This is a genomic window from Citrobacter sp. GW821-FHT07H02 (genome assembly GCF_059418505.1).
This window is the reverse complement of sequence record NZ_JBWKPZ010000001.1, coordinates 339,639-363,044: the sequence shown is the minus strand read 5'-3', so window position 1 is coordinate 363,044 and position 23,406 is coordinate 339,639. Positions and strand designations below refer to the sequence as shown.

Sequence of the window (23,406 nt, the reverse complement as noted above, 5' to 3'; positions counted from 1 at the left end):
TGTTTACTATACGTCCAGCAGCAGACGTGTCGGATCTTCCAGCAGCTCTTTAATGGCCACCAGGAAGCCTACTGACTCGCGACCATCGATCAGACGGTGGTCGTAAGACAGCGCAAGGTACATCATCGGCAGGATCTCAACCTTACCATCAACAGCCATCGGTCTGTCTTTGATTGCGTGCATGCCCAGGATTGCGCTCTGCGGCGGGTTGATGATCGGCGTAGACATCAGGGAACCGAACACACCACCGTTGGTGATGGTGAAGTTACCGCCGGTCAGATCTTCAACGGTCAGTTTGCCGTCGCGACCTTTCACTGCCAGTTCTTTAATTTTCTTCTCAACGTCAGCCATACCGAGGGCATCGACATCGCGCAGCACTGGTGTTACCAGACCGCGCGGCGTAGATACCGCCATGCTGACATCAAAGTAGTTGTGGTACACCACGTCATCGCCATCAATAGAGGCGTTGACTTCCGGATAACGTTTCAGCGCTTCAACCACCGCTTTCACGTAGAAGGACATAAAGCCCAGACGGATACCGTGACGTTTTTCGAACGCGTCGCCGTACTGCTTACGCAGATCCATAATCGGCTTCATGTTGACTTCGTTGAAGGTCGTCAGCATCGCGGTCGAGTTTTTCGCTTCCAGCAGACGCTCGGCCACGCGCTTACGCAGACGGGTCATCGGAACACGTTTTTCGCTGCGCGCGCCGAGAGCCGGTTGTGCGGCAGGAGCTGCAGCTGGCGCTTTAGACTCGGCTTTTGCAGGTGCTTTCGCCAGATGCTTTTCAACATCTTCACGGGTAATACGCCCGCCGACGCCGGTGCCTTTAATAGCGCTGGCTTCGAGGTTGTGCTCACCGAGCAGGCGACGGATCGCCGGGCTCAGGGCATCATTGTTTTGCTCAGACAGAGAAGCCTGCTGACGCTGCGCCGGGGTAGACGCTTGCTCATCAGACTTGGCGTTGGTTTCTTTCCCTGCGCTGTTGCCTTCACGCAGGCGACCCAGGATCTGGCGAGAAGTCACGGTGGTGCCTTCATCTTCCAGTACTGCATCCAGAATGCCGTCCGCCGATGCCGGTACTTCCAGTACCACTTTGTCAGTTTCGATTTCTACCAGCACTTCGTCGCGAACAACCGCGTCGCCTGGTTTTTTATGCCAGGTTGCAACGGTCGCGTCTGCTACAGACTCAGGCAGGTCGGGAACAAGAATATCTACGCTACTCATTTTGTATCCTTTAATTAATCGACGTTCAGCGCGTCATTGACCAGATCTTGTTGCTGCTTCTGGTGAACGGACATATACCCTACCGCCGGAGAGGCGGAGGCCGGGCGACCTGCATAACGCAGAGCAGACCCAAATGGAATCACTTCACGGAAATGATGCTGGCTGCAATACCATGCGCCCTGGTTGAGCGGCTCTTCCTGGCACCAGACAAAATCATGTACGTGAGCGTACTGTTTTAATACTTCCTGCATCGCCTGATGCGGGAAAGGATAGAGTTGTTCGATGCGCACAATGGCCACATCTTTTTGATTGTTCTTACGGCGCTGTTCCAGCAGGTCGTAGTAAACCTTACCAGAACACATCACCACACGCTTCACGGCTTGCGGATCGAGTTCATCAATCTCACCAATCGCCGGCAGGAAGGTGCCATTTGCCAGTTCATCAAGTGAAGAGACGGCCAGCGGGTGACGCAGCAGCGACTTCGGCGACATCACCACCAGCGGACGGCGCATACCGCGCAGCGCCTGACGACGCAACATGTGGTACACCTGAGCTGGGGTCGACGGGACGCAAACCTGCATGTTCTGCTCAGCGCAGAGTTGCAGATAACGTTCCAGACGCGCGGAGGAGTGCTCCGGACCCTGACCTTCGTAACCGTGCGGCAGTAACATGACCAGACCACACATACGTCCCCACTTCTGCTCACCGGAGGAGATGAACTGGTCGATAACCACCTGCGCGCCGTTGGCGAAGTCGCCGAATTGCGCTTCCCAGATAGTCAGCGTGCGGGGTTCTGCTGTGGCATAACCGTATTCAAATGCCAGTACCGCTTCTTCAGAGAGCACGGAGTCCCAGACACGGAAAGTGCCCTGGCCGTTATGCACGTGCTGCAACGGGGTATAGGTGGAACCGTTGGACTGGTTATGAATCACCGCGTGACGGTGGAAGAACGTACCACGGCCCGCATCTTCACCGGACAGACGCACCGGGATACCTTCATCAACCAGCGTCGCGTACGCCAGCGTTTCCGCGCCGCCCCAGTCGAACAGTTTCTCGCCTGACGCCATCGCCTGACGGTCACCGTAAATTTTGGCTACGCGAGACTGCATCTCAACCGCTTCCGGCACGGTGCTGATACGTTTGGCCAGTTCCTGCAGGCGCTTCATTTCAACCGTATCCGGGTATTTTTCATCCCATTCATGGTTGAGGTACGGCGACCAGGTAAAGGAGTGCATATTCATCGGACGCCACTCTTTCACCACACACTCGCCCGCATCCAGCGCGTCGCGATACAGATTGACCATTTCGGTGGAGTCTTCCTGCGAAGCGACTTTATCCTGCTCGAGTTTGTCGGCGTAGATTTTACGCGGCGTCGGATGTTTTTTGATTTTCTGATACATCAACGGCTGAGTTGCACTCGGCTCATCGGCTTCGTTATGGCCGTGACGACGGTAGCAGAACAGGTCGATGAAGACATCGCGTTTAAAGGTGTTACGGAAGTCCAGCGCCAGACGGGTCACAAACGCGACCGCTTCCGGGTCATCCGCGTTAACGTGGAAGATCGGCGCCTGTACCATTTTACCGATGTCGGTGCAGTACGGGGTAGAACGCGCATCCAGCGGGTTAGAGGTGGTGAAGCCCACCTGGTTGTTGATAACGATGCGAACGGTACCGCCCACTTCGTAACCCCGCGCTTTCGACATGTTCAGGGTTTCCTGAACCACGCCCTGCCCTGTCACTGCCGCGTCACCGTGAATGGTGATTGGCAGGACTTTATTGCTGCTCGGTTCGTCCAGACGATCCAAACGCGCACGCACGGAACCGATAACCACCGGGCTGACGATTTCCAGGTGCGACGGGTTAAACGCCAGCGCCAGGTGAACCAGACCGCCTTCGGTTTCGATATCAGACGAGAAGCCCATGTGGTACTTCACGTCGCCGGTGCCGAGATGTTCTTTGTGTTTGCCCGCAAATTCGTCGAACAGATCCTGCGGTTTTTTACCCAGAACGTTAACCAGCACGTTCAGACGACCACGGTGCGCCATACCCAGCACCACTTCACGGGTGCCGCTGTTACCCGCATGACGGATCATCTCTTTGAGCATTGGGATTAACGCATCGCCGCCTTCCAGCGAGAAGCGTTTCGCCCCCGGGAATTTCGCGCCCAGATAACGTTCAAGACCTTCCGCTGCGGTCAGTTCGCTCAGGAAGCGTTTCTTCTCTTCAGTGCTAAATGCCGCACGACCCGATTCGATACGCTGTTGCAGCCAGCGTTTCTCTTCGGTGCTGGTGATGTGCATATACTCGGCGCCAATCGGGCCGCAGTAGGTCTGTTTGAGCGCTGAAAGCAGCTCGCCCAGCTTCATTGTCTCTTTGCCGCCAGCAAAAGAACCTACGTTAAAGCTTTCCTGGAAATCGGCCTCAGTCAGATCGTGGAAAGAAGGATCCAGATCTGCCACGTTTTCTTGCTTCCACAGTCCCAGCGGGTCGAGGTTTGCATGCTGGTGACCGCGGAAACGATAAGCGTTGATAAGCTGCAGGACTTTAACCTGCTTAGCATTGGTGTCAGGGTCGGAAATCGTAGAAGAGTAACGTGAGGCATCCTTCGCCAGACGACGGAAATAATCACGCGTTGTTGAATGGAATTGATCCGGTTTGACTCCGGTGCCAGGTAACTGCTGGAACATAGAACGCCAGTTGGCGTCTACTGAGTCAGGATCGGTTAAGAAGTCTTCATAGAGCTGTTCTATCCAGCTCTGGTTTGCGCCAGAGAGGTAAGAAGAGTCCAACCAGGCTTTCATTGCGCCGTTCTGCATCGTGATCCCTTAAGCATTCTGTATGCTTATTTCGCCGTGGATACTAACCACGCACAACCGGTGTGCGTGCCGGGGTTCACTTGTTGCGGACTGTCGTGTCATCTGCGTCCGCTAAGGAACCTTTAAAAACTGTCTAATAATCGTCGCTGTTCAGGCTGCGACTGCGTTGCAACCGTCCCTCACACCGGTCACATAGTTAACTATGCTCCCGGTGATTCGTTCCGTTCGCGCCTTGTCTCGCGCTGAACATCTCGATTATTGCTATCAATCTGGCAGTTTTTAGAGGTTTCCTGCACTTACTTTCCTGATGTCGCTGCGCTTATCAGGCCTACGGGAGAATGCCCTGTAGGCCGGATAAGACGTCAGTCGCCATCCGGCGTTGACTACTTACGCACTGCGATTCAGCAACATCGATTTAATATGACCAATCGCGCGCGTCGGGTTAAGCCCTTTCGGACAGACACTGACGCAGTTCATGATGCTGTGGCAGCGGAATACACTGAAAGCATCACTCAACCCTTCCAGACGGCTATCGGTTTCAGTATCGCGGCTGTCGATCAGGAAGCGATACGCAGCAAGCAGACCCGCCGGGCCGATAAATTTGTCCGGATTCCACCAGAATGACGGGCAGGATGTTGAGCAGCATGCACACAGAATGCACTCGTACAACCCATCCAGTTTTTCACGCTGCTCAGGCATCTGTAAATGCTCACGAGCGGGTGGATTTTGCCCATTATTCAATAGGTAAGGTTTAATCTTCTCATATTGAGCATAGAATTGCCCCATGTCTACCACCAAATCGCGAACAACCGGTAAGCCAGGCAGGGGACGGATCACAATTTTCTTACCCGGTTGGTGTAACGCCGAAATCGGGGTGATACAGGCCAGACCATTTTTACCGTTCATGTTCAAACCATCGGAGCCACACACCCCTTCACGGCATGAGCGACGGAACGACAAACTTGGGTCTTTTTCTTTCAGCTGGATTAAGGCATCCAGCAGCATCATGTCACGCCCTTCTTCGCCTTCCAGGGTGTAATCCTGCATGCGCGGAGCGTCATCAACATCCGGGTTATAGCGATAAATCGAAAACTCGAGTTTCATTGTCCTGTCTCCGCATTAGTAAGTACGAATCTTCGGCGGGAATGCCGGGCGCAGTTTCGGTTCCATATTGACCTGACGTCGCGTCATGGATTCCGTCTCTGGCAGATACAGGGAATGGCACAGCCAGTTTTCATCATCACGTTCCGGGAAGTCGAAGCGGCTATGCGCGCCACGGCTTTCAGTACGGAAGTTGGCGGATACTGCGGTTGCGTAAGCGGTTTCCATCAGGTTATCCAGCTCCAGGCACTCGACGCGCTGGGTATTGAACTCGCTGGAGGTGTCATCCAGGCGCGCATTTTTCAGACGCTCGCGGATCGCTTTCAACTGCTCAAGCCCTTTCGCCATCGCATCACCTTCGCGGAATACCGAGAAGTTATGCTGCATACATTCCTGCAAGGCTTTACGGATAACCACCGGATCTTCGCCGTCACGGTTGCCGTTCCAGCGGTTCAGACGTTCCAGAGAAGCGTCGATTTCCTCTTCGGTCGCATCCAGCAGGGCACCCTGCTCCGCGATGGATTCTTGCAGATGCAGGCCAACCGCACGGCCAAATACCACCAGGTCGAGCAGCGAGTTGCCGCCCAGACGGTTGGCGCCGTGAACCGATACGCAGGCGATTTCGCCCACCGCAAACAGCCCAGGGATCACCACGTCTTCGCCCTGCGCGTTCACGGTCAGCGCCTGACCGGTCACTTTGGTCGGGATACCGCCCATCATATAGTGGCAGGTTGGGATGACCGGAATCGGCTCTTTCACCGGGTCAACGTGTGCGAAGGTACGGGACAGCTCAAGAATGCCCGGCAGACGGGATTCGAGAACGTCTTTACCCAGATGGTCGAGTTTCAATTTAGCATGCGGGCCCCACGGGCCGTCACAGCCGCGCCCTTCACGGATTTCAATCATGATGGAACGCGCCACCACGTCACGACCCGCCAGGTCTTTCGCATTCGGGGCATAACGCTCCATGAAGCGCTCGCCGTGTTTGTTAAGCAGATAACCACCTTCACCACGGCAGCCTTCTGTCACCAGAACGCCCGCACCGGCGATACCGGTTGGGTGGAACTGCCACATTTCCATATCCTGCACCGGTACACCGGCACGGATAGCCATACCGACGCCGTCACCGGTGTTGATATGCGCGTTAGTGGTGGACTGATAGATACGGCCTGCGCCGCCGGTCGCCAGCACAGTGGCGTTAGCTTTGAAGTAAACCACTTCACCGGTTTCGATACACAGCGCGGTACAACCGACCACGGCGCCATCGGCGTTTTTCACCAGATCCAGCGCATACCACTCAGAGAAAATGGTGGTGTGGTTTTTTAGGTTCTGCTGATACAGCGTGTGCAGCAGTGCGTGACCGGTACGGTCAGCCGCCGCTGCGGTACGTGCCGCCTGCTCGCCGCCGAAGTTTTTCGACTGACCGCCAAACGGACGTTGATAAATAGTGCCATTATCGAGGCGAGAGAACGGAAGCCCCATATGATCCAGCTCCAGAATCGCTTCCGGGCCGGTTTTACACATATATTCAATCGCGTCCTGGTCACCAATATAGTCCGACCCTTTTACGGTGTCGTACATGTGCCATTCCCAGTTATCTTCATGGGTATTACCGAGCGCAACGGTAATACCACCCTGCGCAGACACGGTATGGGAACGGGTTGGGAAGACTTTAGACAGCAGCGCACAGGTCTGGCCGCTCTGGGAAATTTGCAGCGCCGCACGCATACCTGCGCCGCCTGCGCCAATCACTACAGCATCAAATTCTCTTACTGGCAGTTTCATTACACCCCCCACACCACAACAAATCCATAAATGACGTAAACCACCAGCGCAACAACAATAACCAGTTGCAGCACAAGGCGCACAGCCAGCGGTTTAACGTAGTCGGTCAACACCTGCCACATGCCGATCCAGGCATGGATTAAGATGGAAAACAGAGCCAGCAGGGTGAAGACTTTGGTGAATGCCGATGAGAAGAAACCCGTCCAGATTTCCCAGGTCAGCTCGCCGCTTGTGGCGAAAAAGCCGACCATATAGATGATGTATAACGTCAGAACGATAGCGGTAGCACGGACCAGAATGAAGTCATGTACGCCGTTGCGTCCCAATGCGGAGGCGTTGCTTACCATACGAGGACTCCTGCGAGAAGTGAAAGCACGACAGTGATAACAAAAGAGATTTTGGCGGAGCGTTTACCCGCTTCGAATGTTTCTTCCAGATAGCCAAAATCCATCATCATGTGACGAACACCGACCACGACGTGATACGCCAGCGCGGTGAGAATGCCCCACATAATAAATTTAACGAAGAAGCTTCCCATGATGGCGGACGCCTGCTGGAATCCTTCAGGGGAAGAGAGGCTGGTACCCAATAACCACAACAGGATCCCGACCGCCACAAAGGTGATCACTCCGGAAACGCGATGGAGAATGGACGCTATCGCCGTGATTGGGAAGCGGATCGTTTGCAGATCCAAATTGACAGGTCTTTGTTTTTTCACATTTCTTATCATGAATAACGCCCACATGCTGTTCTTATTATTCCCTTTGGACTTCGGGTACAGAGAGGATCCTGTAGCCTGGAAGACGGCGGGATTTCCTTACTCCGGTCTGCGTGCGGGTCAGACAGCGTCCTTATCTATAACTGTGCGTCATGTAAAACACTGCTTCCAGATGCTAAATCGACACGTTACAACGCTGGGTGGCTCGGGATTGCAGGGTATTCCGGAGACCTGGCGGCAGTATAGGACGTTCACAAAATCATTACAATTAACCTACATATAGTTTGTCGGGTTTTATCCCGAACAGTGACATAGGTCACGATACCAACATTTATTTAATTTTTAATCATCTGATTTGACAACCATTAAACAAAGTTGTTACAAACGACACCAGAAAAAGCATATAATGCGTAAAAGTTATGGGGTCACTCTTTCACCTGACATTAAGTTATGTAACAGTGTATAGGTATTGACCGATTCCTTCAGGACAGTTATTAGTGATAAACAGGTTTAATAATTCGGATTGCTAAGTACTTGATTTGCTGCTTATTCGCCATGAATTAACCGTTTTACCTGCAAGCGCCCATAGCTCTGTACCCAGGTCTTCCCCCCTCTTTCCAGAGCGGCGAGCCAAATAACAAACTGGTAACGGTTCATTGATGTACGAAGGCAAATGTGAGTTCCGGCAGTCTTAAGCAATAAGGCGCTAAGGAGACCGTAAATGGCTGATACAAAAGCAAAGCTCACCCTAAATGGTGATGCAGCTATTGAACTGGATGTGCTGAAGGGCACGCTAGGTCAAGACGTTATTGATATTCGTAGCCTTGGTTCAAAAGGTATGTTCACTTTTGACCCAGGTTTTACCTCTACCGCATCCTGCGAATCCAAAATTACGTTCATCGACGGCGATGAAGGTATTTTGCTGCATCGCGGCTTCCCGATTGATCAGTTGGCGACCGAGTCCAACTATCTGGAAGTGTGTTATATCCTGCTGTACGGCGAGAAGCCGAGCCAGGAAGAGTACGACGAGTTCAGAACTACTGTTACCCGCCATACGATGATCCACGAGCAAATTACTCGCCTGTTCCACGCCTTCCGTCGCGATTCTCATCCGATGGCCGTTATGTGTGGGATCACCGGTGCGCTGGCGGCGTTCTATCACGACTCTCTGGACGTGAATAACCCGCGCCACCGTGAAATTGCTGCCTTCCGTCTGCTGTCCAAAATGCCGACCATGGCGGCAATGTGTTACAAGTATTCTATCGGCCAGCCGTTCGTTTATCCGCGCAACGACCTCTCCTATGCCGGTAACTTCCTGAACATGATGTTCTCTACGCCGTGTGAAAACTATGAAGTGAACCCGGTGCTGGAACGTGCGATGGACCGTATCCTGATCCTGCACGCCGATCACGAACAGAACGCGTCAACCTCTACCGTGCGTACCGCCGGTTCTTCTGGTGCTAACCCATTTGCCTGCATCGCAGCCGGTATCGCCTCCCTGTGGGGACCGGCGCACGGCGGCGCGAACGAAGCTGCGCTGAAAATGCTGGAAGAAATCAGCTCTGTTCAACACATACCGGAATTTGTTCGCCGCGCGAAAGACAAGAACGACTCTTTCCGCCTGATGGGCTTCGGTCACCGTGTTTACAAAAACTACGATCCGCGTGCGACCGTGATGCGCGAAACCTGCCACGAAGTACTGAAAGAGCTGGGCACCAAAGATGACCTGCTGGAAGTGGCGATGGAGCTGGAACACATTGCACTGAACGACCCGTACTTCATCGAGAAGAAACTCTACCCGAACGTAGACTTCTACTCCGGCATCATTCTGAAAGCGATGGGCATTCCGTCCTCCATGTTTACCGTTATCTTCGCGATGGCGCGTACCGTGGGCTGGATTGCACACTGGAACGAGATGCACACCGACGGCATGAAAATTGCGCGTCCTCGTCAGCTGTACACCGGCTACGAACAGCGCGATTTTAAATCCGCGATCAAGCGTTAATATTCACGCTAAGCAAAACGCGCCTGCGGGCGCGTTTTTTATGCCTTCACCACTCTCCCCCCTCGCGTTTTTATTAATTACTGGTATTTTTTTCTCCGCCCGCTTTCTCTATGCTGTATCGATACATCACACAAAAATACCAGGGAGCATGAAATGCCCGTTTTGCAGTGGAGTTCGTTGTTTCTGCTCTCTCTCCTGCTCTCGCTGATTTTTCTCTTCTTGCATCTCCCGGCGGCACTGCTGCTCGGTCCCATGATCGCAGGCATTGTATTCAGTATGAAAGGCGTCACTCTCCGCCTTCCCCGCGCCGCTTTTCTCGCCGCGCAGGCGATTCTTGGCTGTATGATTGCGCAAAACATGACCGGTTCGATATTGACCACCCTGGCGGTGAACTGGCCGGTTGTGCTGGCCATCCTGTTCGTCACTCTGCTCTCCAGCGCGGCGGTTGGCTGGCTGTTAGTGCGTTACAGCGGATTACCGGGAAATACCAGCGCGTGGGGGTCGTCTCCCGGCGGGGCGGCGGCGATGGTCGCCATGGCCCAGGACTACGGCGCAGATATTCGACTGGTGGCGTTTATGCAATATCTGCGGGTACTGTTCGTTGCAGGCGCAGCGGTCTTAGTCACGCGTATTGCGCTGGGCGACAGCGCCGAAGCGGTCAGCCAACAGATTGAATGGTTCCCGCCGCTCAGCCTGAACCTGTTAACCACCCTGCTGCTTGCCGCTGTCGCGGGAATTGCCGGGCGCGTATTACGCATTCCTTCCGGCACCATGCTGCTGCCGATGCTGGCGGGCGCGGTGCTGCATTCAGGTGGAATTGTTGAAATTGAATTACCGGAATGGCTGCTGGCGGCGGCTTACATGGCGATCGGCTGGCGTATTGGGCTGGGTTTCGACAAACAGGTGTTCTTTATGGCACTGCGCCCGCTGCCGCAAATTCTGGCCTCTATCTTTGCCCTGTTGGCAATTTGCGCAGCAATGGCATGGGGACTCGCCCACTACATGCAGATTGATTTTATGACCGCTTACCTTGCCACCAGCCCCGGAGGGCTGGACACGGTGGCGGTGATCGCCGCAGGCAGCAATGCCAACATGGCGCTAATCATGGCGATGCAGACCCTGAGGCTGTTTAGCATTTTGCTAACCGGTCCCGCCGTGGCCCGGTTTATTTCAGCCCATGCGCCGAAACAGCCTCTGTCATGAAGAGACGTATTAATCCGGAAATTCGGTTTCTGTGACGGTGGTTCCCGCCGTGGCCGACTCCAGTAAAAACTCCGTCGTCCCTCCTGGAAAACTCTGCGTAATATGCAAAATGTTATCCCCTTGCCATTGATATTCCACACGTTCGGTATCGCCCAGTTTTTCAATGGTGAGGTTTTTGCCTGGGGTCAACGTCGGCAGTAGATTTTTGCTATCTGACCGCGCTTTCCGGTGAGCCTCGTAGGCGTCTTTCATCGACATATTAGGGTAAAAACAGCGCGTCATTGCCCCATGTTCATACACGTATTCCATATCCCGTGGCCCCAATTCACATTTACGGGTATCCGGCTTTGTGGACTGTTTATTCTCATCGCGAGTGTAGGTGACGATTTTATCTTCATATAAAAAGGCCAGTTTGCTGCCAAAATCGAGTAACTCAACGCCCGCAACCGGGCACTCTCCCACCGGCGATGCGGTCTCCAGAATGGTGAGTTTTTCAGGAAGTTTCAGACCGACACTGGCAAACAGGGAAGTGTAGAGTTCGACGGTGCTATTGCTGTGATAATACTTCACAGGCGTCTGAACGTAGGAGTTCCAGGACAAACGACACGCAGTGCCGAACATCATCTCATGGCCTTTGAAGGCGATTGGCTTGTCGGTGAATGTCTGTTGGTAAAAGGCGTCAGGGTGGTTTCTATCCCCCATCAGCGATTCCCGACTGACCGACGCATAGTGCCACCGCGTGCCATCAAGCCTTTGCGTCAGTTCCTCAACCGGTGAGTTGATGGGTAACGCGCTGTCGTTGGCAAAAACAGCGGGAATACCGGTCGAGATGAAAAGTAATGCAACACCATAAAAACGCTGAAAATCCATTTTCTCTCCTGCTCAAATTCCAGACCCGCGGTGTGCAAGGGTAACGTGTCGCACTACCGTTGACAATGCGGGCACCAGTAAAACGGTCGTGACGAAAGCATCGTTTTTTCGATAATACCGCCGCAGCGCTCGCAGGCTTCGCCGTCGCGATGAAAGACCTTAAAGCGAAACAGCGCACCATGATGTTTATTGTCATCCGCCTGACCCCGGGTGGTATAAGACAGACGAGGGATGTCGAGCAATGCGTGAGATAACGCCACGCGCTGCGAATCGCTGAGATCTTTCACCTTGTGCTGCCCGGTCAATCCCACCTGCCAGAGGATCTCCACCCGCAGATAGTTTCCCAGTCCGGCGAGAAACGCCTGGTCCAGCAGAAGCCCGGAAAACTGGCGATTGCGAAAACGCGGTGAAAGCAGTCGGGCTTCAACGGCCTGTGGCGTTAAACGTGGATCCAGAACATCCGGCCCAACCCGTTGCAGAAACGAATGCGTAGTCAGCTGTTCAGGGGTCAGTATGTCGATATCGGACGCGCTATACAGCAGGATGGTTTTATCGGCCGTTTGCAACCTGACGCGCAGCACCCGCGAGGTCTGTGGAAGCGTGCCGGTATCGACCACCCGCCACACGCCATAAAGCTGATTGTGGCTGTAGAGGGTAAGTCCTTTGGAGAAGTGGGTCAGCAACGCTTTTCCCCGCGTCTCCATCCGGGTGACGGTTTGCCCAATCAGCGGTGATTGATACGGTTTTAACCGATCAAAAGCAAACCAGACGTCCGTCAGCGGTTTGCCTTTGATCGCCGCCTCCAGGTTATCCGCCGCGCGGCGGATCTCCGGGCCTTCTGGCATGGTTGTGTCCTTACTTAATGGGTTGCGCCGCCCGTAACGGCGATATCATTTTCTACCTGTAGCGCCGTGGTAATGGCGATTTCCAGCGCCTGACGCACCGTTGTCGCCGCCATGCTTGGCGCGCCGGGGTGCGCCGCCGCCTGTTCTGGCAAATAAGGGATATGGATGAATCCCCCCTTCACCTCCGGCCTGGCGTTGAGTTTATGCAGCAGACCGTACATCACGTGATTGCAGACAAACGTCCCCGCCGTTTGCGACACCGAGGCCGGAACGCCCGCTTCGCGCATTGCCGCCACCATCGCTTTGATCGGCAGCGTACTAAACCAGGCCGCTGGCCCCTGCGCCACTATCGGCTCATCAACCGGCTGCTTGCCACGGTTATCCGGGATACGGGCATCATCAATGTTGATCGCCACCCGCTCAAGCGTAATATCCGCACGCCCTCCCGCCTGACCGACGGCCAATACCAGCGAAGGCGACAACGCATCAATGGCAGCGTTCAGTACCGTGAGCGATTCACCAAACACGCACGGCAGTTGACGCGCCACCACGCGACATCCGGCGATGATAGCATTGTCGAGCCGGGAGACCACTTCCCAGGAAGGGTTAACCTGCTCGCCTCCAAAGGGCTCAAATCCGGTGATTAAGACGGTTTTCATGGATTGCGCCCCTCCTTACGGGAACATCAGGAAATACATCAGGAACACGTTTACCAACAGCAGCAGCGCGCCGGTCGGCACCTGCGCTTTGATGACCGCGTTTTTATCCGGCAGTTCCAGCAGCGCTGCCGGTACGATGTTGAAGTTGGCCGCCATCGGCGTCATCAGCGTTCCGCAGTAACCGGAGAACATGCCGATGGCCGCCATCACCGCCGGATTGCCACCGTGCTGCAACACCAGAATCGGAATGCCAATTCCCGCCGTCACAATCGGGAAAGCGGCAAACGCATTGCCCATCACCATGGTCAGCAGCGCCATACCGAGAGTGTAAACCGCGACGGCCACAAAGCGGCTGTCAACGGCAAGGTAGTGCTGGGTGAGATACGAAATCCCGCTGCCGACGCCCGCCGCCGTAAACAACAATCCCAGCGTGGCGAGAATTTGCGGCAGGATGAAGGCCCAGCCAATAGAATCCAGAAGACGGCGCGCCTCCTGAATCGGCTGATGGACACGCTCGTGGGTCATTTTTATCGCCATCCCCAGTCCGATCACTGTCCCTGCTGTCATCGAAAACAGCGTGACCAGCGTGGAGTGATTGCCTGAGCCAAACAGCGCATTCTGTAATCCGGGTATGTGGTTGAACATCAGTACGCCAATGACCGTCACCACCGGGATCGCCAGCGCCGGATAAAACAGACGGTTGCCCAGCCGGGTGGCGCTCTCCTGACGCTGCTCGCGGGTACGCTGGTGATAGCTGCCCAGCTTCACGCCGCCGAAACCGGCAATCAACGCCATCAGCACCACCGCCACGCCGACCGCAATTTGCACCGTACGTTTGTCGCCAACCAGCGAGTATGTCCAGTCGCCCACTAAAAACAGCAGGCCATAAACGCCCCAGAACAATCCAGTCGTTAAACGGCGCGGATTGGCTTTATCCCGCCAGGACATCACGGCAACCAGCAGCAACACCACACCGGCCAGCCAGTAGAGATAGCTTTGCTGAAAATTCATTTCGCTTCTCCTTTGCTGGTCGCGACGGTATTCACTTTCGCCATTTCTCGCTGCAGATAGTTGTCCAGACGCCATAGCCTTGTTGCGTGGATCAGGAAGGCGCATATCGCCGTCGGGATCCCCCACAGGGCAATGTGCAACGGCTCAGTCTGGATCCCTCCCGACTCCAGCATAAAATTGTGCATGAAAATAATGGCGCCAAAGGCCACGAAAATGTCTTCGCCAAAGAACAGCCCAACGTTGTCGGTCGCCGCCGACATCGCCCGCAGGCGGTAACGCACCGCGCCGGGAAGCGCGCCGTGATTTTTTTCTGCCGCCCCTTCCGCCATTGGCGCCAGCAGCGGGCGCACCATTTGCGGATGGCCGCCGAGGCTGGTCAATCCCAGCGCAGCGGTGGCTTCACGAACAAACAGATAAACAATCAGCAGACGTCCCGCCGTGGCGCTGTGGATTTTGGCGATCCACGCCTGGGCGCGCTCTTTCAACCCGTGGCGCTCCAGCAGACCAATAACGGCCAGCGGGATCAGCAGGGTAAACGGTAGATTACGGGTGTTGAGGAAACCTTCCCCCAGTTTTTCAAGGATCGTGGCGATCGGCATATGCGCCGCCAGTCCGGTGACGATCCCGGCAACGATGACCACCAATACCGGGTTAAAGCGTAAGAGAAAGCCAACCACAATGACGGCGATCCCCATCAGTGGCCAGAGTGCGACTGCATCTTCCATAGTCCATTCCTGTCAGTTATGTTGCGTGTTATTTTATTTTTATATTAATGACTTATGCGCCAATCTGAATATTGTATGCGTTGAACGCGGCGCGCAAGCGGCGGGCAAAAGCAAGTGCGTGCTCACCATCCCCGTGAAGACACACCGTTTGCGCCACCACTTTCGCCCACTCGCCGGTAATGCTTTTGACTCGCCCGGACTGCACCATCTCCAGGGTTTGCGCCAGAGACTGTTCTTCGTCATCGATAAGCGCCCCTGGCTGGGTGCGCGGCACCAGACTGCCATCCGCCAGATACCCCCGATCGGCAAACACTTCCTGGCGCGTCGTCAGGCCATAGTGTGCGCCTGCGCGGATCAGTTCACTGCCGGCCAGTCCCACCAGAATCAACGCCGGATCGCAGACATGCACCGCCCTGGCGATAGCATCTGCCAGTTGCGCGTCTTTGGCCGCCTGGTTATACAACATGCCGTGCGGTTTGACGTGGCGCATCACGCCGCCTTCCGCCTTTGCGATCGACGCCAGCGCGCCAATTTGATACAGCGTTTGGGCATACACCGTTTCCGGCGGTAGCGTCATGGCGGTGCGACCAAAGTTTTCCCGATCCGGAAAACTGGGGTGCGCGCCAATCGCTACGCCATTTTTTAGTGCTTCGCGTACGCTGACCAGCATGGTTTGCGCATCGCCCGCGTGAAATCCGCAGGCAATATTGGCAGAGGAGACCAGCGTGAGCAGTTCTCTGTCGCTGGCGCAGCCTTCACCTAAGTCTGCATTGAGGTCAATTTTCATCACTGAGCCGCCATGTGAGCTGTTCCAGGTAACGTTGCTGATCCCGGCGCGCTTTTAGCGCCTCTTCCAGCGAACACTGAACGAAATGAATCGGCTGTCCGAGGGGAATTTGCGCCAGGTGGTACATATCGGCTTCGATAATGCAGGCGATCCGCGGATAGCCGCCCGTTGTCTGAGCATCATTCATCAGGACTATCGGCTGACCGTTATGCGGCACCTGCACGACGCCAGGCAGTAAACCGTGGGACATCAGTTCACGATCCGTGATGCGTGTTAACGGCTGCCCCTGCAAACGATAGCCCATCCGGTTACTTTGCGGGCTGAGTTGCCAGGGCGAGCGCCAGAATGCCTCCTGCGAGGCCGTATCAAATTCATGATATTCCGGGCCAGGCAGCGCGCGGATCCAGTTCCCCCACAGCAGTTGCTTAACCCCCTGCGGGCCGCTGAATTGCCGCGCCGGTTTCCCGGTTGCCAGGCGGTCTCCGTCTTTTAACAGACGCCCCTCCAGGCCGCCGATCCCCACTTTCAGATCGGTGCTGCATGAGCCCATCACCGGTGGGACATCAATCCCGCCCGCGATAGCCAAATAACTGCGCATCCCGTGCTGTGGTCGTTTTAGCGTCAGTCGCTGTCCTGCCTTCATCGGCAACCGCCAGCCTGTCCAGACGGGTTTGTCGTCCAGTCGCGCCTCGCAGCTTGCGCCGGTCAGCGCAAACCAGCCGTCCGCCATAAACTCCACCACCAGTTGCCCCAGCGTCACTTCTAGCGCCGCGGCATTGGCATCATTGCCCACCAGCAGATTGGCGATGTGCAACGCCGGTTTATCCAGCGCACCACAATGGCTAATCCCGGACTGACGAAAACCCTGCCGTCCGCCATCTTGTACGGAGGTGTACAGACCCGCACGAATAATATTCAGCATACGCCCTCCTTCTGCGGCACAAATCGCACACTGTCTCCGGGACGCAGCAGAATCGGTTCATCCCGCATAGGGTCGAACAGTTTTAGCGAGGTATGACCGATCAACTGCCAGCCGCCCGGTGTCGACAAGGGGTAAATCCCCGTTTGCGCGCCGCCGATACCCACGGAACCTGCCGGAACAAGCAGGCGTGGTTCCGCACGTCGCGGGGTATGTAATTGTTCCGGTAAATTCCCAAGATAGGGAAACCCAGGCTGAAAACCTAAAAACCAGACCACGTACTCGACGGACGAATGCAGTTCAACCACCTGTTTCTCACTCAGGCCGCTGTGTCGGGCCACCTCGGCCAGATCCGGTCCCCCAGTACCGCCGTAAGTGACCGGAATTTCAATAAAACGTGAGTCAGGCTCCAGCGCCACACTCTCTTCCCACCAGCGCTGCAGGCGCTCTATGGCATCCAGCGCCAGCGTTTGCGGCTCATGCAAAATAACCGTGATATTGTTCATTCCCGGTATGGCTTCCGCCACATTCGGCATCTCGGCCAGACGCTGTGTCAGCCGCCAGATGCGTTTTTGCGTGGCCAGGGTGACCGGCGGCTCAAGTTCGAGAACCACCGCCGTTTCACCCAACAGATAACAACGCGCTCGTTGCACTTTCATCCCTCTTAGAGTTGTTTAGGCCGGATTGGGAATATCAATAAAGGTAACGTCCAGGCTGGTGTTTTCAGTCAGCCATTCGCTTAGCGCACGAATACCGCCACGCTCGGTCGCGTGATGCCCGGCGGCATAAAAATGCAGTCCCTGTTCACGCGCGGAATGAATCGTCTGTTCAGACACTTCGCCCGTAATAAATGCATCGACGCCAAAACGGGCGGCGCTGTCAATAAAGCTTTGACCGCCACCAGTACACCACGCCACACGCTGAACCGTATCCGGCCCGGTATCCCCGCACCATAATGGTTTACGTCCCAGACGCGCTTCAATCCATGATGCCAGCTCCAGTCCCGGAACCGGCATCGCCAGTTCGCCCCACGGTACTAACGGCTCAATCTCACCCATCACGGTGATCCCGAGCAACGCCGCGAGTTGTGCGTTGTTGCCCAGTTCAGGATGGGCATCCAGCGGCAGGTGCCAGCCGTAGAGGTTAATATCATGGGTCAGCAGGGTTTTCAGGCGGTTACGCTTCATTCCACGAATAACCGGCGATTCCCCTTTCCAGAAGTAACCATGATGAACGATAACCGCATCTGCCTGCAGGCGGACGGCTTCGTCAAGCAACGCCTGGCTTGCCGTTACACCGGTCACGATTTTTTGTACCGTCGTTTTTCCTTCAACCTGCAATCCATTCGGCGCGTAATCACTGATGGCCGCACTGTTTAGTTTTTCGTTGATCAGATGTTCCAGTTCAGTGTTTTTCATCATTGTTCCCTTCTTAATGTATTCATTACGTTAAAATAGCGTTCTCCCGTCAGTTCGTCGATAGCCATTTTTTTGACATATTGATAAACAATAGCGCCGTTTTAAGACGAGATTTTCATGCTGTGCGGCGGGGTGCTGGCCTGGTAGTGATGGGGTTTGCTGAACGGTTTATCGATCCGGTGGCGGTCGAATCCTGACCTCATTCTGCCCGACGCGTAACGCCTGTCGGGCATCGTCCTCTTCTATGCGCCGCCTTTTCGCGCGGCGTCATACGCCGCCAGCGTTTCTAATCGCGCCTGTTTGTGATCCACAATCGGGTGCGGGTAATCCAGCGTAACACCGTCTTTCTGCGCCCACGTCCAGGGGGCGTGGATGGCTTTTCCGGGTACGTTGCGCAATTCCGGCAGCCACCGGCGAATAAAGTCGCCGTCACGGTCAAATTTTTCGCCCTGCGTCGTCGGGTTAAAAATGCGAAAGTACGGCGCGGCATCGGTGCCGGTCGAAGCGGCCCACTGCCAGCCACCGTTGTTGGCGGCAAGATCGCCATCGATAAGCTGCGACATGAAATAGCGCTCCCCTTCCCGCCAGTCGATCAGCAGGTCTTTCACTAAAAAGCTGGCGGTAATCATCCGTAAACGATTGTGCATCCATCCTGTTGCATTGAGCTGGCGCATCGCGGCATCCACGATGGGATAGCCCGTTTTCCCTTCCTGCCACGCCTGAAAATGCGCGTCGTTACGGCTCCACTGCACGCGATCGGTCCAGTGAATGAACGGACGGTGTTGACACAGCCGCGGATAAAAGGTGATCAAATGCCGATAAAATTCACGCCAGATAAGCTCATTCAGCCAGACGCTTCCCGCGCCGCCATCAACGGCCTGGGGCTGCTCCGCCAGTAAGCGATGCAGACACTGACGCGGCGAGAGTCCACCGGTCGCCAGGCTCGCGGATAACCGGCTGGTTCCTTCAAGAGCCGGAAAATCCCGTAACTGCTCATAGCGTTCTGCCGTCTGCTGGCAAAACTGACGCAACTGCGCGATGGCCGCCTTTTCCTCCACAGAGAAAAACGTCGGGTCGAACTCCTGCTGTGGCATCGTCAATGTCAGCGGCGTGACGTCGCACGAAATCGCCCCACCGTCACGGATCCCTGGTGCCGCGACACACGCAGGCATCTCCTCTTTAAGCCGCTTTAGCCAGGCGTTTTTAAAGGGAGTAAACACTTTGTACATGTCGTGATTGCCGGTCATCACCGCGCCGGGCGGCAATATCACGCTGTCATCAAATCCTTCACAAACAACCCGGCTTAGCGCGCGCTCTACCGCGGCATCACGCTGGCGTTCGTTCACTTCATATTGGTAGTTGTAAAACAGATGGCTGACGTCATGTTGCTGGCATACCTCAGCCACCACGCCGACGCTGGCCGCGAAATCATTCACTTCACGAAAAATCAGCGGGATGCCTTTCTCCGCCAGCGCGGTTTGCAACGCATTGAGCTGGGCATTCATCAACGCCGCCTGACGTGGGGACATGTCGTGCGCTGCCCACTGCGCCGGGGTAGAGATGAACAGTGCCAGCACCTGCGCCGAACGATCCCGGCAGGCGGCAGCTAAAGCCAGATTATCATGCAGACGTAAATCACGACGAAACCAGACCAGATGGGTGGTCATAACACTCCTGAATCAGTAATACGTTTAGCTTCCGTAGCGCAAACGCAGGGCCTCAGGCCAGGGATCAAAGTAACGTTGCCCACAAAGGTAGGCATCCGGATACTCCGCCATATAGTGTTTGAGTAACGTGATAGGCGCAAGCAGCGGTTGTGTCGCGCGGCGATACCCCTCGATCAGCGCGGTCAGTTCCTGACGTTGACGGGGGTTCAATTGCTTACGGAAATATCCCTGAACATGCATCAGGACATTGGTGTGATTACGCCGGGTGGCGGGGTGCGCGAGCAGCGTCATTAACCGCAGGCGATACTCTGCAAAATAAAGATCCAGATCCGGCCACTCATGGATGGCTGCCACAAAACGCCCCAGGTCCCGATACTCCGGCTGTGAATGCGCCAGCAGCAGCAGTTTGTAGCGGCTGTGATAGCCCAACAGCGCCGCGCGGGTCAGTCCCTGTTGACGAATTTCATTCAGTTCATGCAGCGCATAGATACGTTCGACAAAGTTTTCACGAAGTTGCGGATCGTGCAGCCGCCCGTCCTCTTCCACCGGCAGCCACGGATAGGTTTCAATTAAAATCGAGGTGTAGATCCCGCGCCCGGCTTTACGGTTGTTTTTGCCGTCAGCATCGTAGACACGTACGCGCTCCATCCCGCAACTGGGCGATTTGGCGCAAACGATGTATCCGCACAAATGTTCGAATCCGGCAATACGCGCATGGCTGAACGTGGTCATGGCATCGGTCAGATTCCCTTCCCGCTTATCGCTAAAGCGTAACGCGAGGGCACCGTCTTCATCTTTTACCAGTCGCAATGCGGGTCTGGGTACAGGCAGGCCGATCGCCATTTCCGGGCATACCGCTTCAAAATGAACCCAGGGGGATAACGTTTCAACGGCAAACGCCAGTCGTTTATGCCCGCCATCAAAACGAACCGTATCGCCCAATAAACAGGCGCTGATGCCGACAGGGATTTTCTCACTCATCACAGCTCCTTTTTCGTGCCTGAGATAAGTGTAGACATAAGGGACGCTACATTGCGGGGGGAATGTTGTTTAGCTAAGCGCTGGCAAACTGAAAAACTATGAAGTAATTACCCAGAAGAGGCAACATGTTGGTTTTGCGAACGGTTCCGTTCACTTTATGTTCTTCGCTTCTCTGGCATTTCATGTCCCGTGAACGGGTTAAGGGAGGCGGAAGTGAGCCTCCCTTGCACGTTCACAGGTAGGGTGGTTTCAGAGAGGCTGTGGACATAAGGTGAACGTAAACATTCACCAGAGTAAAAGGTTCTCCCTGATTCCTTAATCGATTGTCACCGCCACATTACTGTTGAGCGCCTTTTCAGGCGACGATCAATTAATAAAAATCACAGGTGGCTTTTTCAGCCTGATCCATCCACACCGGCTTATCGCTGGTTTTCGACCAGACGCGATGCAGATAGCTATAAAAACGGGCGCGATCTTTCCAGAACAACATCACCGGCAGCGCCAGTACACCAGCCACAACGGCAAAAGTACGGCGTAACAAGACAATGTGTGCAGGATATTCTTTATAGAGTTCCATACTTTTCTCCCCTTTATCTGGCCGGTGAAACGCACCGGAAAAATGAACTTGGTTAACTGATGAAAAGAGTATCGCTTTTCGTGTAATTTTACTACTCATCCGACCACTTATTTTTAGCTATTTAGGCCTTATTTACATTCACCGCCGTAATTAAGTTACAAAAAAGTTAAATTAAAACTAACCATTAGTTAAATAATGGTCTTTTTCATTTTTATACTTTTTTTATACCCGCCCCCCGGATTTTTGCGAAATCTTTGCAACCAAAATCCTACCTTCTGGATATCAAAACAAATGCCACGGGAGGTGCTCTGTGAGTACAGGCTTGATAATCGGCATCGGGCTGGTTTTCTTGTTATTGGTTTATCTGGTGTATGCCTTGATTAATGCGGAGGCATTCTGATGGCCGCTTCAGGATTTTTACTCATTGCCAGCTTTTTACTGGTGCTGTTTGTGGTCGCCAGACCTTTAGGGTCTGGACTGGCCAGGCTTATCAATAATACACCGCTACCGGGCGTCGGCGGCGTCGAACGCCTGCTCTGGCGGGGTCTGGGGATCCCGACTGAAGAGATGAACTGGCAGCGCTATTTGCTGGCTCTCCTCATGCTGAATTTACTGGGGCTGGCGGTGTTGTTTTTGATGCTGCTTGGGCAAAACCTGCTGCCGTTCAACCCACAGCAACTGCCGGGCCTCTCCTGGCATCTGGCGCTGAATACGGCGGTCAGTTTTGTCACCAATACCAACTGGCAGTCTTATAGCGGGGAGACCACCCTGAGCTACTTCAGTCAGATGGTCGGGCTTACGGTACAGAACTTCCTCTCCGCCGCGACCGGTATTGCGGTGATCTTCGCGCTGATCCGCGCCTTTATGCGCCAGAACATCAGCACGCTGGGTAATGCCTGGATGGATCTGGTCCGCATTACATTGTGGATACTGCTGCCTGTTTCGCTGCTCATTGCGCTGTTCTTTGTTCAGCAAGGCGCACTGCAAAACCTTTCCCCTTATCAGCCTTTCGTCACCCTCGAAGGGGCAAAACAGATCCTGCCGATGGGCCCGGTGGCCTCGCAGGAGGCGATAAAAGTGCTCGGCACTAACGGAGGCGGGTTCTTCAATGCCAACTCATCACACCCGTTTGAGAACCCTACGGCGCTGACCAACATGGTACAGATGCTGGCGATCTTTTTGATCCCGACCGCGCTGTGCTTTGCGTTTGGCGATGCCGTGGGCGATCGCCGACAGGGACGCACCCTGCTGTGGGCAATGTCGCTGATTTTTGTGGTCTGCGTGGCGGTGGTGATGTGGGCGGAAGTCCAGGGTAATCCCCATCTGTTGTCGCTGGGCGCTGACAGCAGCATCAACATGGAAGGCAAAGAGAGCCGCTTTGGGGTCCTGGTCAGTAGCCTGTATGCGGTGGTGACGACAGCGGCGTCCTGCGGCGCGGTCATTGCCATGCACGACTCCTTCACCGCACTGGGCGGTATGGTGCCGATGTGGCTGATGCAGATTGGCGAAGTGGTCTTCGGCGGCGTTGGCTCTGGTCTCTACGGCATGCTGCTGTTTGTGCTGCTGGCGGTGTTTATCGCCGGGTTGATGATTGGCCGTACGCCGGAGTATTTGGGTAAGAAAATCGACGTGCGCGAAATGAAAATGACCGCGCTGGCGATTCTGGTCACGCCCGCGCTGGTTCTGCTCGGTACCGCACTCGCCATGATGACGGACGCCGGACGCAGCGGCATGTTAAACCCGGGTCCACACGGTTTCAGCGAAGTGCTGTATGCCGTCTCGTCCGCCGCAAACAATAACGGTAGCGCCTTCGCGGGCCTCAGCGCCAACTCCCCTTTCTGGAACTGCCTGCTGGCGTTCTGCATGTTTGTGGGTCGATTCGGCGTGATTATTCCGGTGATGGCGATTGCCGGATCGCTGGTGAGTAAAAAAATCCAGCCCGCCAGTCCCGGCACATTACCCACGCACGGCGCGTTATTTGTCGGGCTGCTGGTCGGTACGGTGCTGCTGGTCGGCGCGTTGACCTTTATTCCTGCCCTGGCGCTTGGTCCGGTGGCAGAACACCTCTCTTTACGTTGAGCGATGTGGAGCA

The 23,406-nt window shown here is 55.0% G+C and carries 23 protein-coding genes; 5 read left to right on the top strand and 18 right to left on the bottom strand.

Annotated elements, in window-relative coordinates; genetic code table 11:
* Positions 1-6 precede the first annotated feature (6 nt).
* The 6 genes from odhB to sdhC form a co-directional block, all read right to left on the bottom strand.
* Positions 7-1,227, bottom strand: coding sequence for a 2-oxoglutarate dehydrogenase complex dihydrolipoyllysine-residue succinyltransferase (odhB, locus tag AC07NP_RS01670; protein ID WP_494659378.1), 1,221 nt, complete (start codon positions 1,225-1,227; stop codon positions 7-9).
* 14 nt (positions 1,228-1,241) lie between these two features.
* Entirely contained in the window at positions 1,242-4,043 is a 2,802-nt protein-coding gene (sucA, locus tag AC07NP_RS01665; RefSeq protein ID WP_494659377.1) for a 2-oxoglutarate dehydrogenase E1 component, read from the bottom strand.
* 387 nt (positions 4,044-4,430) lie between these two features.
* A complete protein-coding gene (sdhB, locus tag AC07NP_RS01660) occupies positions 4,431-5,147 on the bottom strand; it encodes a succinate dehydrogenase iron-sulfur subunit SdhB (protein WP_203358463.1) in 717 nt (238 codons plus the stop codon).
* Between the two features lie 15 nt (positions 5,148-5,162).
* Complete coding sequence (gene sdhA, locus AC07NP_RS01655) at positions 5,163-6,929, bottom strand: succinate dehydrogenase flavoprotein subunit (RefSeq protein ID WP_203358464.1); 1,767 nt, start codon at positions 6,927-6,929, stop codon at positions 5,163-5,165.
* Positions 6,929-7,276: a succinate dehydrogenase membrane anchor subunit gene (gene sdhD / locus AC07NP_RS01650; RefSeq protein ID WP_192611584.1), complete on the bottom strand. Its 348-nt coding sequence runs from the start codon at positions 7,274-7,276 to the stop codon at positions 6,929-6,931. The genes sdhA and sdhD overlap by 1 nt, the downstream gene beginning before the upstream one ends.
* Positions 7,270-7,674, bottom strand: coding sequence for a succinate dehydrogenase cytochrome b556 subunit (gene sdhC / locus AC07NP_RS01645; protein ID WP_043001371.1), 405 nt, complete (start codon positions 7,672-7,674; stop codon positions 7,270-7,272). The genes sdhD and sdhC overlap by 7 nt, the downstream gene beginning before the upstream one ends.
* A 379-nt stretch (positions 7,675-8,053) precedes the next feature.
* Here sdhC and AC07NP_RS01640 point away from each other — a divergent pair, with 379 nt between their 5' ends.
* The 3 genes from AC07NP_RS01640 (at position 8,054) to AC07NP_RS01630 (ending at position 10,855) form a co-directional block, all read left to right on the top strand.
* Positions 8,054-8,113 carry a hypothetical protein gene (locus AC07NP_RS01640; RefSeq protein ID WP_442870729.1) on the top strand — a complete coding sequence of 20 codons (60 nt, stop codon included), beginning with the start codon at positions 8,054-8,056 and terminating at the stop codon, positions 8,111-8,113.
* A gap of 255 nt (positions 8,114-8,368) precedes the next feature.
* Positions 8,369-9,652: a citrate synthase gene (locus AC07NP_RS01635; protein ID WP_203358465.1), complete on the top strand. Its 1,284-nt coding sequence runs from the start codon at positions 8,369-8,371 to the stop codon at positions 9,650-9,652.
* A 153-nt stretch (positions 9,653-9,805) separates the two neighbouring features.
* A complete protein-coding gene (locus tag AC07NP_RS01630; protein ID WP_494659376.1) occupies positions 9,806-10,855 on the top strand; it encodes an AbrB family transcriptional regulator in 1,050 nt (349 codons plus the stop codon).
* A gap of 9 nt (positions 10,856-10,864) precedes the next feature.
* On the opposite strand, the gene AC07NP_RS01625 is transcribed toward AC07NP_RS01630, so the two are convergent.
* The 12 genes from AC07NP_RS01625 to AC07NP_RS01570 form a co-directional block, all read right to left on the bottom strand.
* A complete protein-coding gene (locus AC07NP_RS01625; protein WP_494659375.1) occupies positions 10,865-11,725 on the bottom strand; it encodes a hypothetical protein in 861 nt (286 codons plus the stop codon).
* A 53-nt stretch (positions 11,726-11,778) separates the two neighbouring features.
* Positions 11,779-12,570, bottom strand: coding sequence for an endonuclease VIII (gene nei, locus AC07NP_RS01620; protein ID WP_494659374.1), 792 nt, complete (start codon positions 12,568-12,570; stop codon positions 11,779-11,781).
* A gap of 14 nt (positions 12,571-12,584) precedes the next feature.
* The gene (gene pcp, locus AC07NP_RS01615; RefSeq protein WP_494659373.1) at positions 12,585-13,229 is read right to left on the bottom strand and encodes a pyroglutamyl-peptidase I; all 645 of its coding nucleotides are present in this window, start codon (positions 13,227-13,229) and stop codon (positions 12,585-12,587) included.
* 15 nt (positions 13,230-13,244) lie between these two features.
* Positions 13,245-14,240 (bottom strand): DUF979 domain-containing protein, encoded by a 996-nt coding sequence (locus AC07NP_RS01610; protein WP_494659372.1) that lies wholly within the window; start codon positions 14,238-14,240, stop codon positions 13,245-13,247.
* On the bottom strand, positions 14,237-14,965 hold the full coding sequence (locus AC07NP_RS01605; protein ID WP_494659371.1) for a DUF969 domain-containing protein: 729 nt from the start codon (positions 14,963-14,965) through the stop codon (positions 14,237-14,239). Before AC07NP_RS01605 ends, AC07NP_RS01610 begins: the two co-directional genes overlap by 4 nt.
* A 52-nt stretch (positions 14,966-15,017) precedes the next feature.
* On the bottom strand, positions 15,018-15,752 hold the full coding sequence (gene pxpA / locus AC07NP_RS01600) for a 5-oxoprolinase subunit PxpA (RefSeq protein ID WP_494659554.1): 735 nt from the start codon (positions 15,750-15,752) through the stop codon (positions 15,018-15,020).
* A complete protein-coding gene (pxpC, locus tag AC07NP_RS01595) occupies positions 15,742-16,674 on the bottom strand; it encodes a 5-oxoprolinase subunit PxpC (RefSeq protein ID WP_494659370.1) in 933 nt (310 codons plus the stop codon). The genes pxpA and pxpC overlap by 11 nt, the downstream gene beginning before the upstream one ends.
* Positions 16,668-17,324, bottom strand: a complete 657-nt coding sequence (gene pxpB / locus AC07NP_RS01590; RefSeq protein ID WP_203358473.1) for a 5-oxoprolinase subunit PxpB — start codon at positions 17,322-17,324, stop codon at positions 16,668-16,670. The genes pxpC and pxpB overlap by 7 nt, the downstream gene beginning before the upstream one ends.
* 21 nt (positions 17,325-17,345) lie before the next feature.
* Entirely contained in the window at positions 17,346-18,089 is a 744-nt protein-coding gene (gene ybgI / locus AC07NP_RS01585; protein WP_494659553.1) for a radiation resistance protein YbgI, read from the bottom strand.
* Between the two features lie 242 nt (positions 18,090-18,331).
* Positions 18,332-19,756: a deoxyribodipyrimidine photo-lyase gene (gene phrB, locus AC07NP_RS01580; RefSeq protein WP_494659369.1), complete on the bottom strand. Its 1,425-nt coding sequence runs from the start codon at positions 19,754-19,756 to the stop codon at positions 18,332-18,334.
* Positions 19,757-19,780: 24 nt separating this feature from the next.
* Positions 19,781-20,737, bottom strand: coding sequence for a YbgA family protein (locus tag AC07NP_RS01575; RefSeq protein ID WP_494659368.1), 957 nt, complete (start codon positions 20,735-20,737; stop codon positions 19,781-19,783).
* 370 nt (positions 20,738-21,107) lie between these two features.
* Positions 21,108-21,314, bottom strand: a complete 207-nt coding sequence (locus AC07NP_RS01570) for a YbfA family protein (RefSeq protein ID WP_162382539.1) — start codon at positions 21,312-21,314, stop codon at positions 21,108-21,110.
* A 310-nt stretch (positions 21,315-21,624) separates the two neighbouring features.
* Between AC07NP_RS01570 and AC07NP_RS01565 the strand changes: the two genes are divergently transcribed.
* Together AC07NP_RS01565 and kdpA are read left to right on the top strand one after the other, a co-directional pair.
* Positions 21,625-21,714 carry a potassium-transporting ATPase subunit F gene (locus AC07NP_RS01565; protein WP_494659367.1) on the top strand — a complete coding sequence of 30 codons (90 nt, stop codon included), beginning with the start codon at positions 21,625-21,627 and terminating at the stop codon, positions 21,712-21,714.
* Complete coding sequence (gene kdpA / locus AC07NP_RS01560) at positions 21,714-23,393, top strand: potassium-transporting ATPase subunit KdpA (RefSeq protein ID WP_494659366.1); 1,680 nt, start codon at positions 21,714-21,716, stop codon at positions 23,391-23,393. The genes AC07NP_RS01565 and kdpA overlap by 1 nt, the downstream gene beginning before the upstream one ends.
* The last annotated feature ends 13 nt before the right edge of the window (positions 23,394-23,406 follow it).

Bases quoted from the DNA above. Each gene is read 5' to 3' on its own strand.
- odhB (WP_494659378.1), bottom strand. From the start codon at position 1,227: ATGAGTAGCGTAGATATTCTTGTTCCCGACCTGCCTGAGTCTGTAGCA.
- sucA (WP_494659377.1), bottom strand. From the start codon at position 4,043: ATGCAGAACGGCGCAATGAAAGCCTGGTTGGACTCTTCTTACCTCTCT.
- sdhB (WP_203358463.1), bottom strand. From the start codon at position 5,147: ATGAAACTCGAGTTTTCGATTTATCGCTATAACCCGGATGTTGATGAC.
- sdhA (WP_203358464.1), bottom strand. From the start codon at position 6,929: ATGAAACTGCCAGTAAGAGAATTTGATGCTGTAGTGATTGGCGCAGGC.
- sdhD (WP_192611584.1), bottom strand. From the start codon at position 7,276: ATGGTAAGCAACGCCTCCGCATTGGGACGCAACGGCGTACATGACTTC.
- sdhC (WP_043001371.1), bottom strand. From the start codon at position 7,674: ATGTGGGCGTTATTCATGATAAGAAATGTGAAAAAACAAAGACCTGTC.
- AC07NP_RS01635 (WP_203358465.1), top strand. From the start codon at position 8,369: ATGGCTGATACAAAAGCAAAGCTCACCCTAAATGGTGATGCAGCTATT.
- AC07NP_RS01630 (WP_494659376.1), top strand. From the start codon at position 9,806: ATGCCCGTTTTGCAGTGGAGTTCGTTGTTTCTGCTCTCTCTCCTGCTC.
- AC07NP_RS01625 (WP_494659375.1), bottom strand. From the start codon at position 11,725: ATGGATTTTCAGCGTTTTTATGGTGTTGCATTACTTTTCATCTCGACC.
- nei (WP_494659374.1), bottom strand. From the start codon at position 12,570: ATGCCAGAAGGCCCGGAGATCCGCCGCGCGGCGGATAACCTGGAGGCG.
- pcp (WP_494659373.1), bottom strand. From the start codon at position 13,229: ATGAAAACCGTCTTAATCACCGGATTTGAGCCCTTTGGAGGCGAGCAG.
- AC07NP_RS01610 (WP_494659372.1), bottom strand. From the start codon at position 14,240: ATGAATTTTCAGCAAAGCTATCTCTACTGGCTGGCCGGTGTGGTGTTG.
- AC07NP_RS01605 (WP_494659371.1), bottom strand. From the start codon at position 14,965: ATGGAAGATGCAGTCGCACTCTGGCCACTGATGGGGATCGCCGTCATT.
- pxpA (WP_494659554.1), bottom strand. From the start codon at position 15,752: ATGAAAATTGACCTCAATGCAGACTTAGGTGAAGGCTGCGCCAGCGAC.
- pxpC (WP_494659370.1), bottom strand. From the start codon at position 16,674: ATGCTGAATATTATTCGTGCGGGTCTGTACACCTCCGTACAAGATGGC.
- ybgI (WP_494659553.1), bottom strand. From the start codon at position 18,089: ATGAAAAACACTGAACTGGAACATCTGATCAACGAAAAACTAAACAGT.
- phrB (WP_494659369.1), bottom strand. From the start codon at position 19,756: ATGACCACCCATCTGGTCTGGTTTCGTCGTGATTTACGTCTGCATGAT.
- AC07NP_RS01575 (WP_494659368.1), bottom strand. From the start codon at position 20,737: ATGAGTGAGAAAATCCCTGTCGGCATCAGCGCCTGTTTATTGGGCGAT.
- AC07NP_RS01570 (WP_162382539.1), bottom strand. From the start codon at position 21,314: ATGGAACTCTATAAAGAATATCCTGCACACATTGTCTTGTTACGCCGT.
- kdpA (WP_494659366.1), top strand. From the start codon at position 21,714: ATGGCCGCTTCAGGATTTTTACTCATTGCCAGCTTTTTACTGGTGCTG.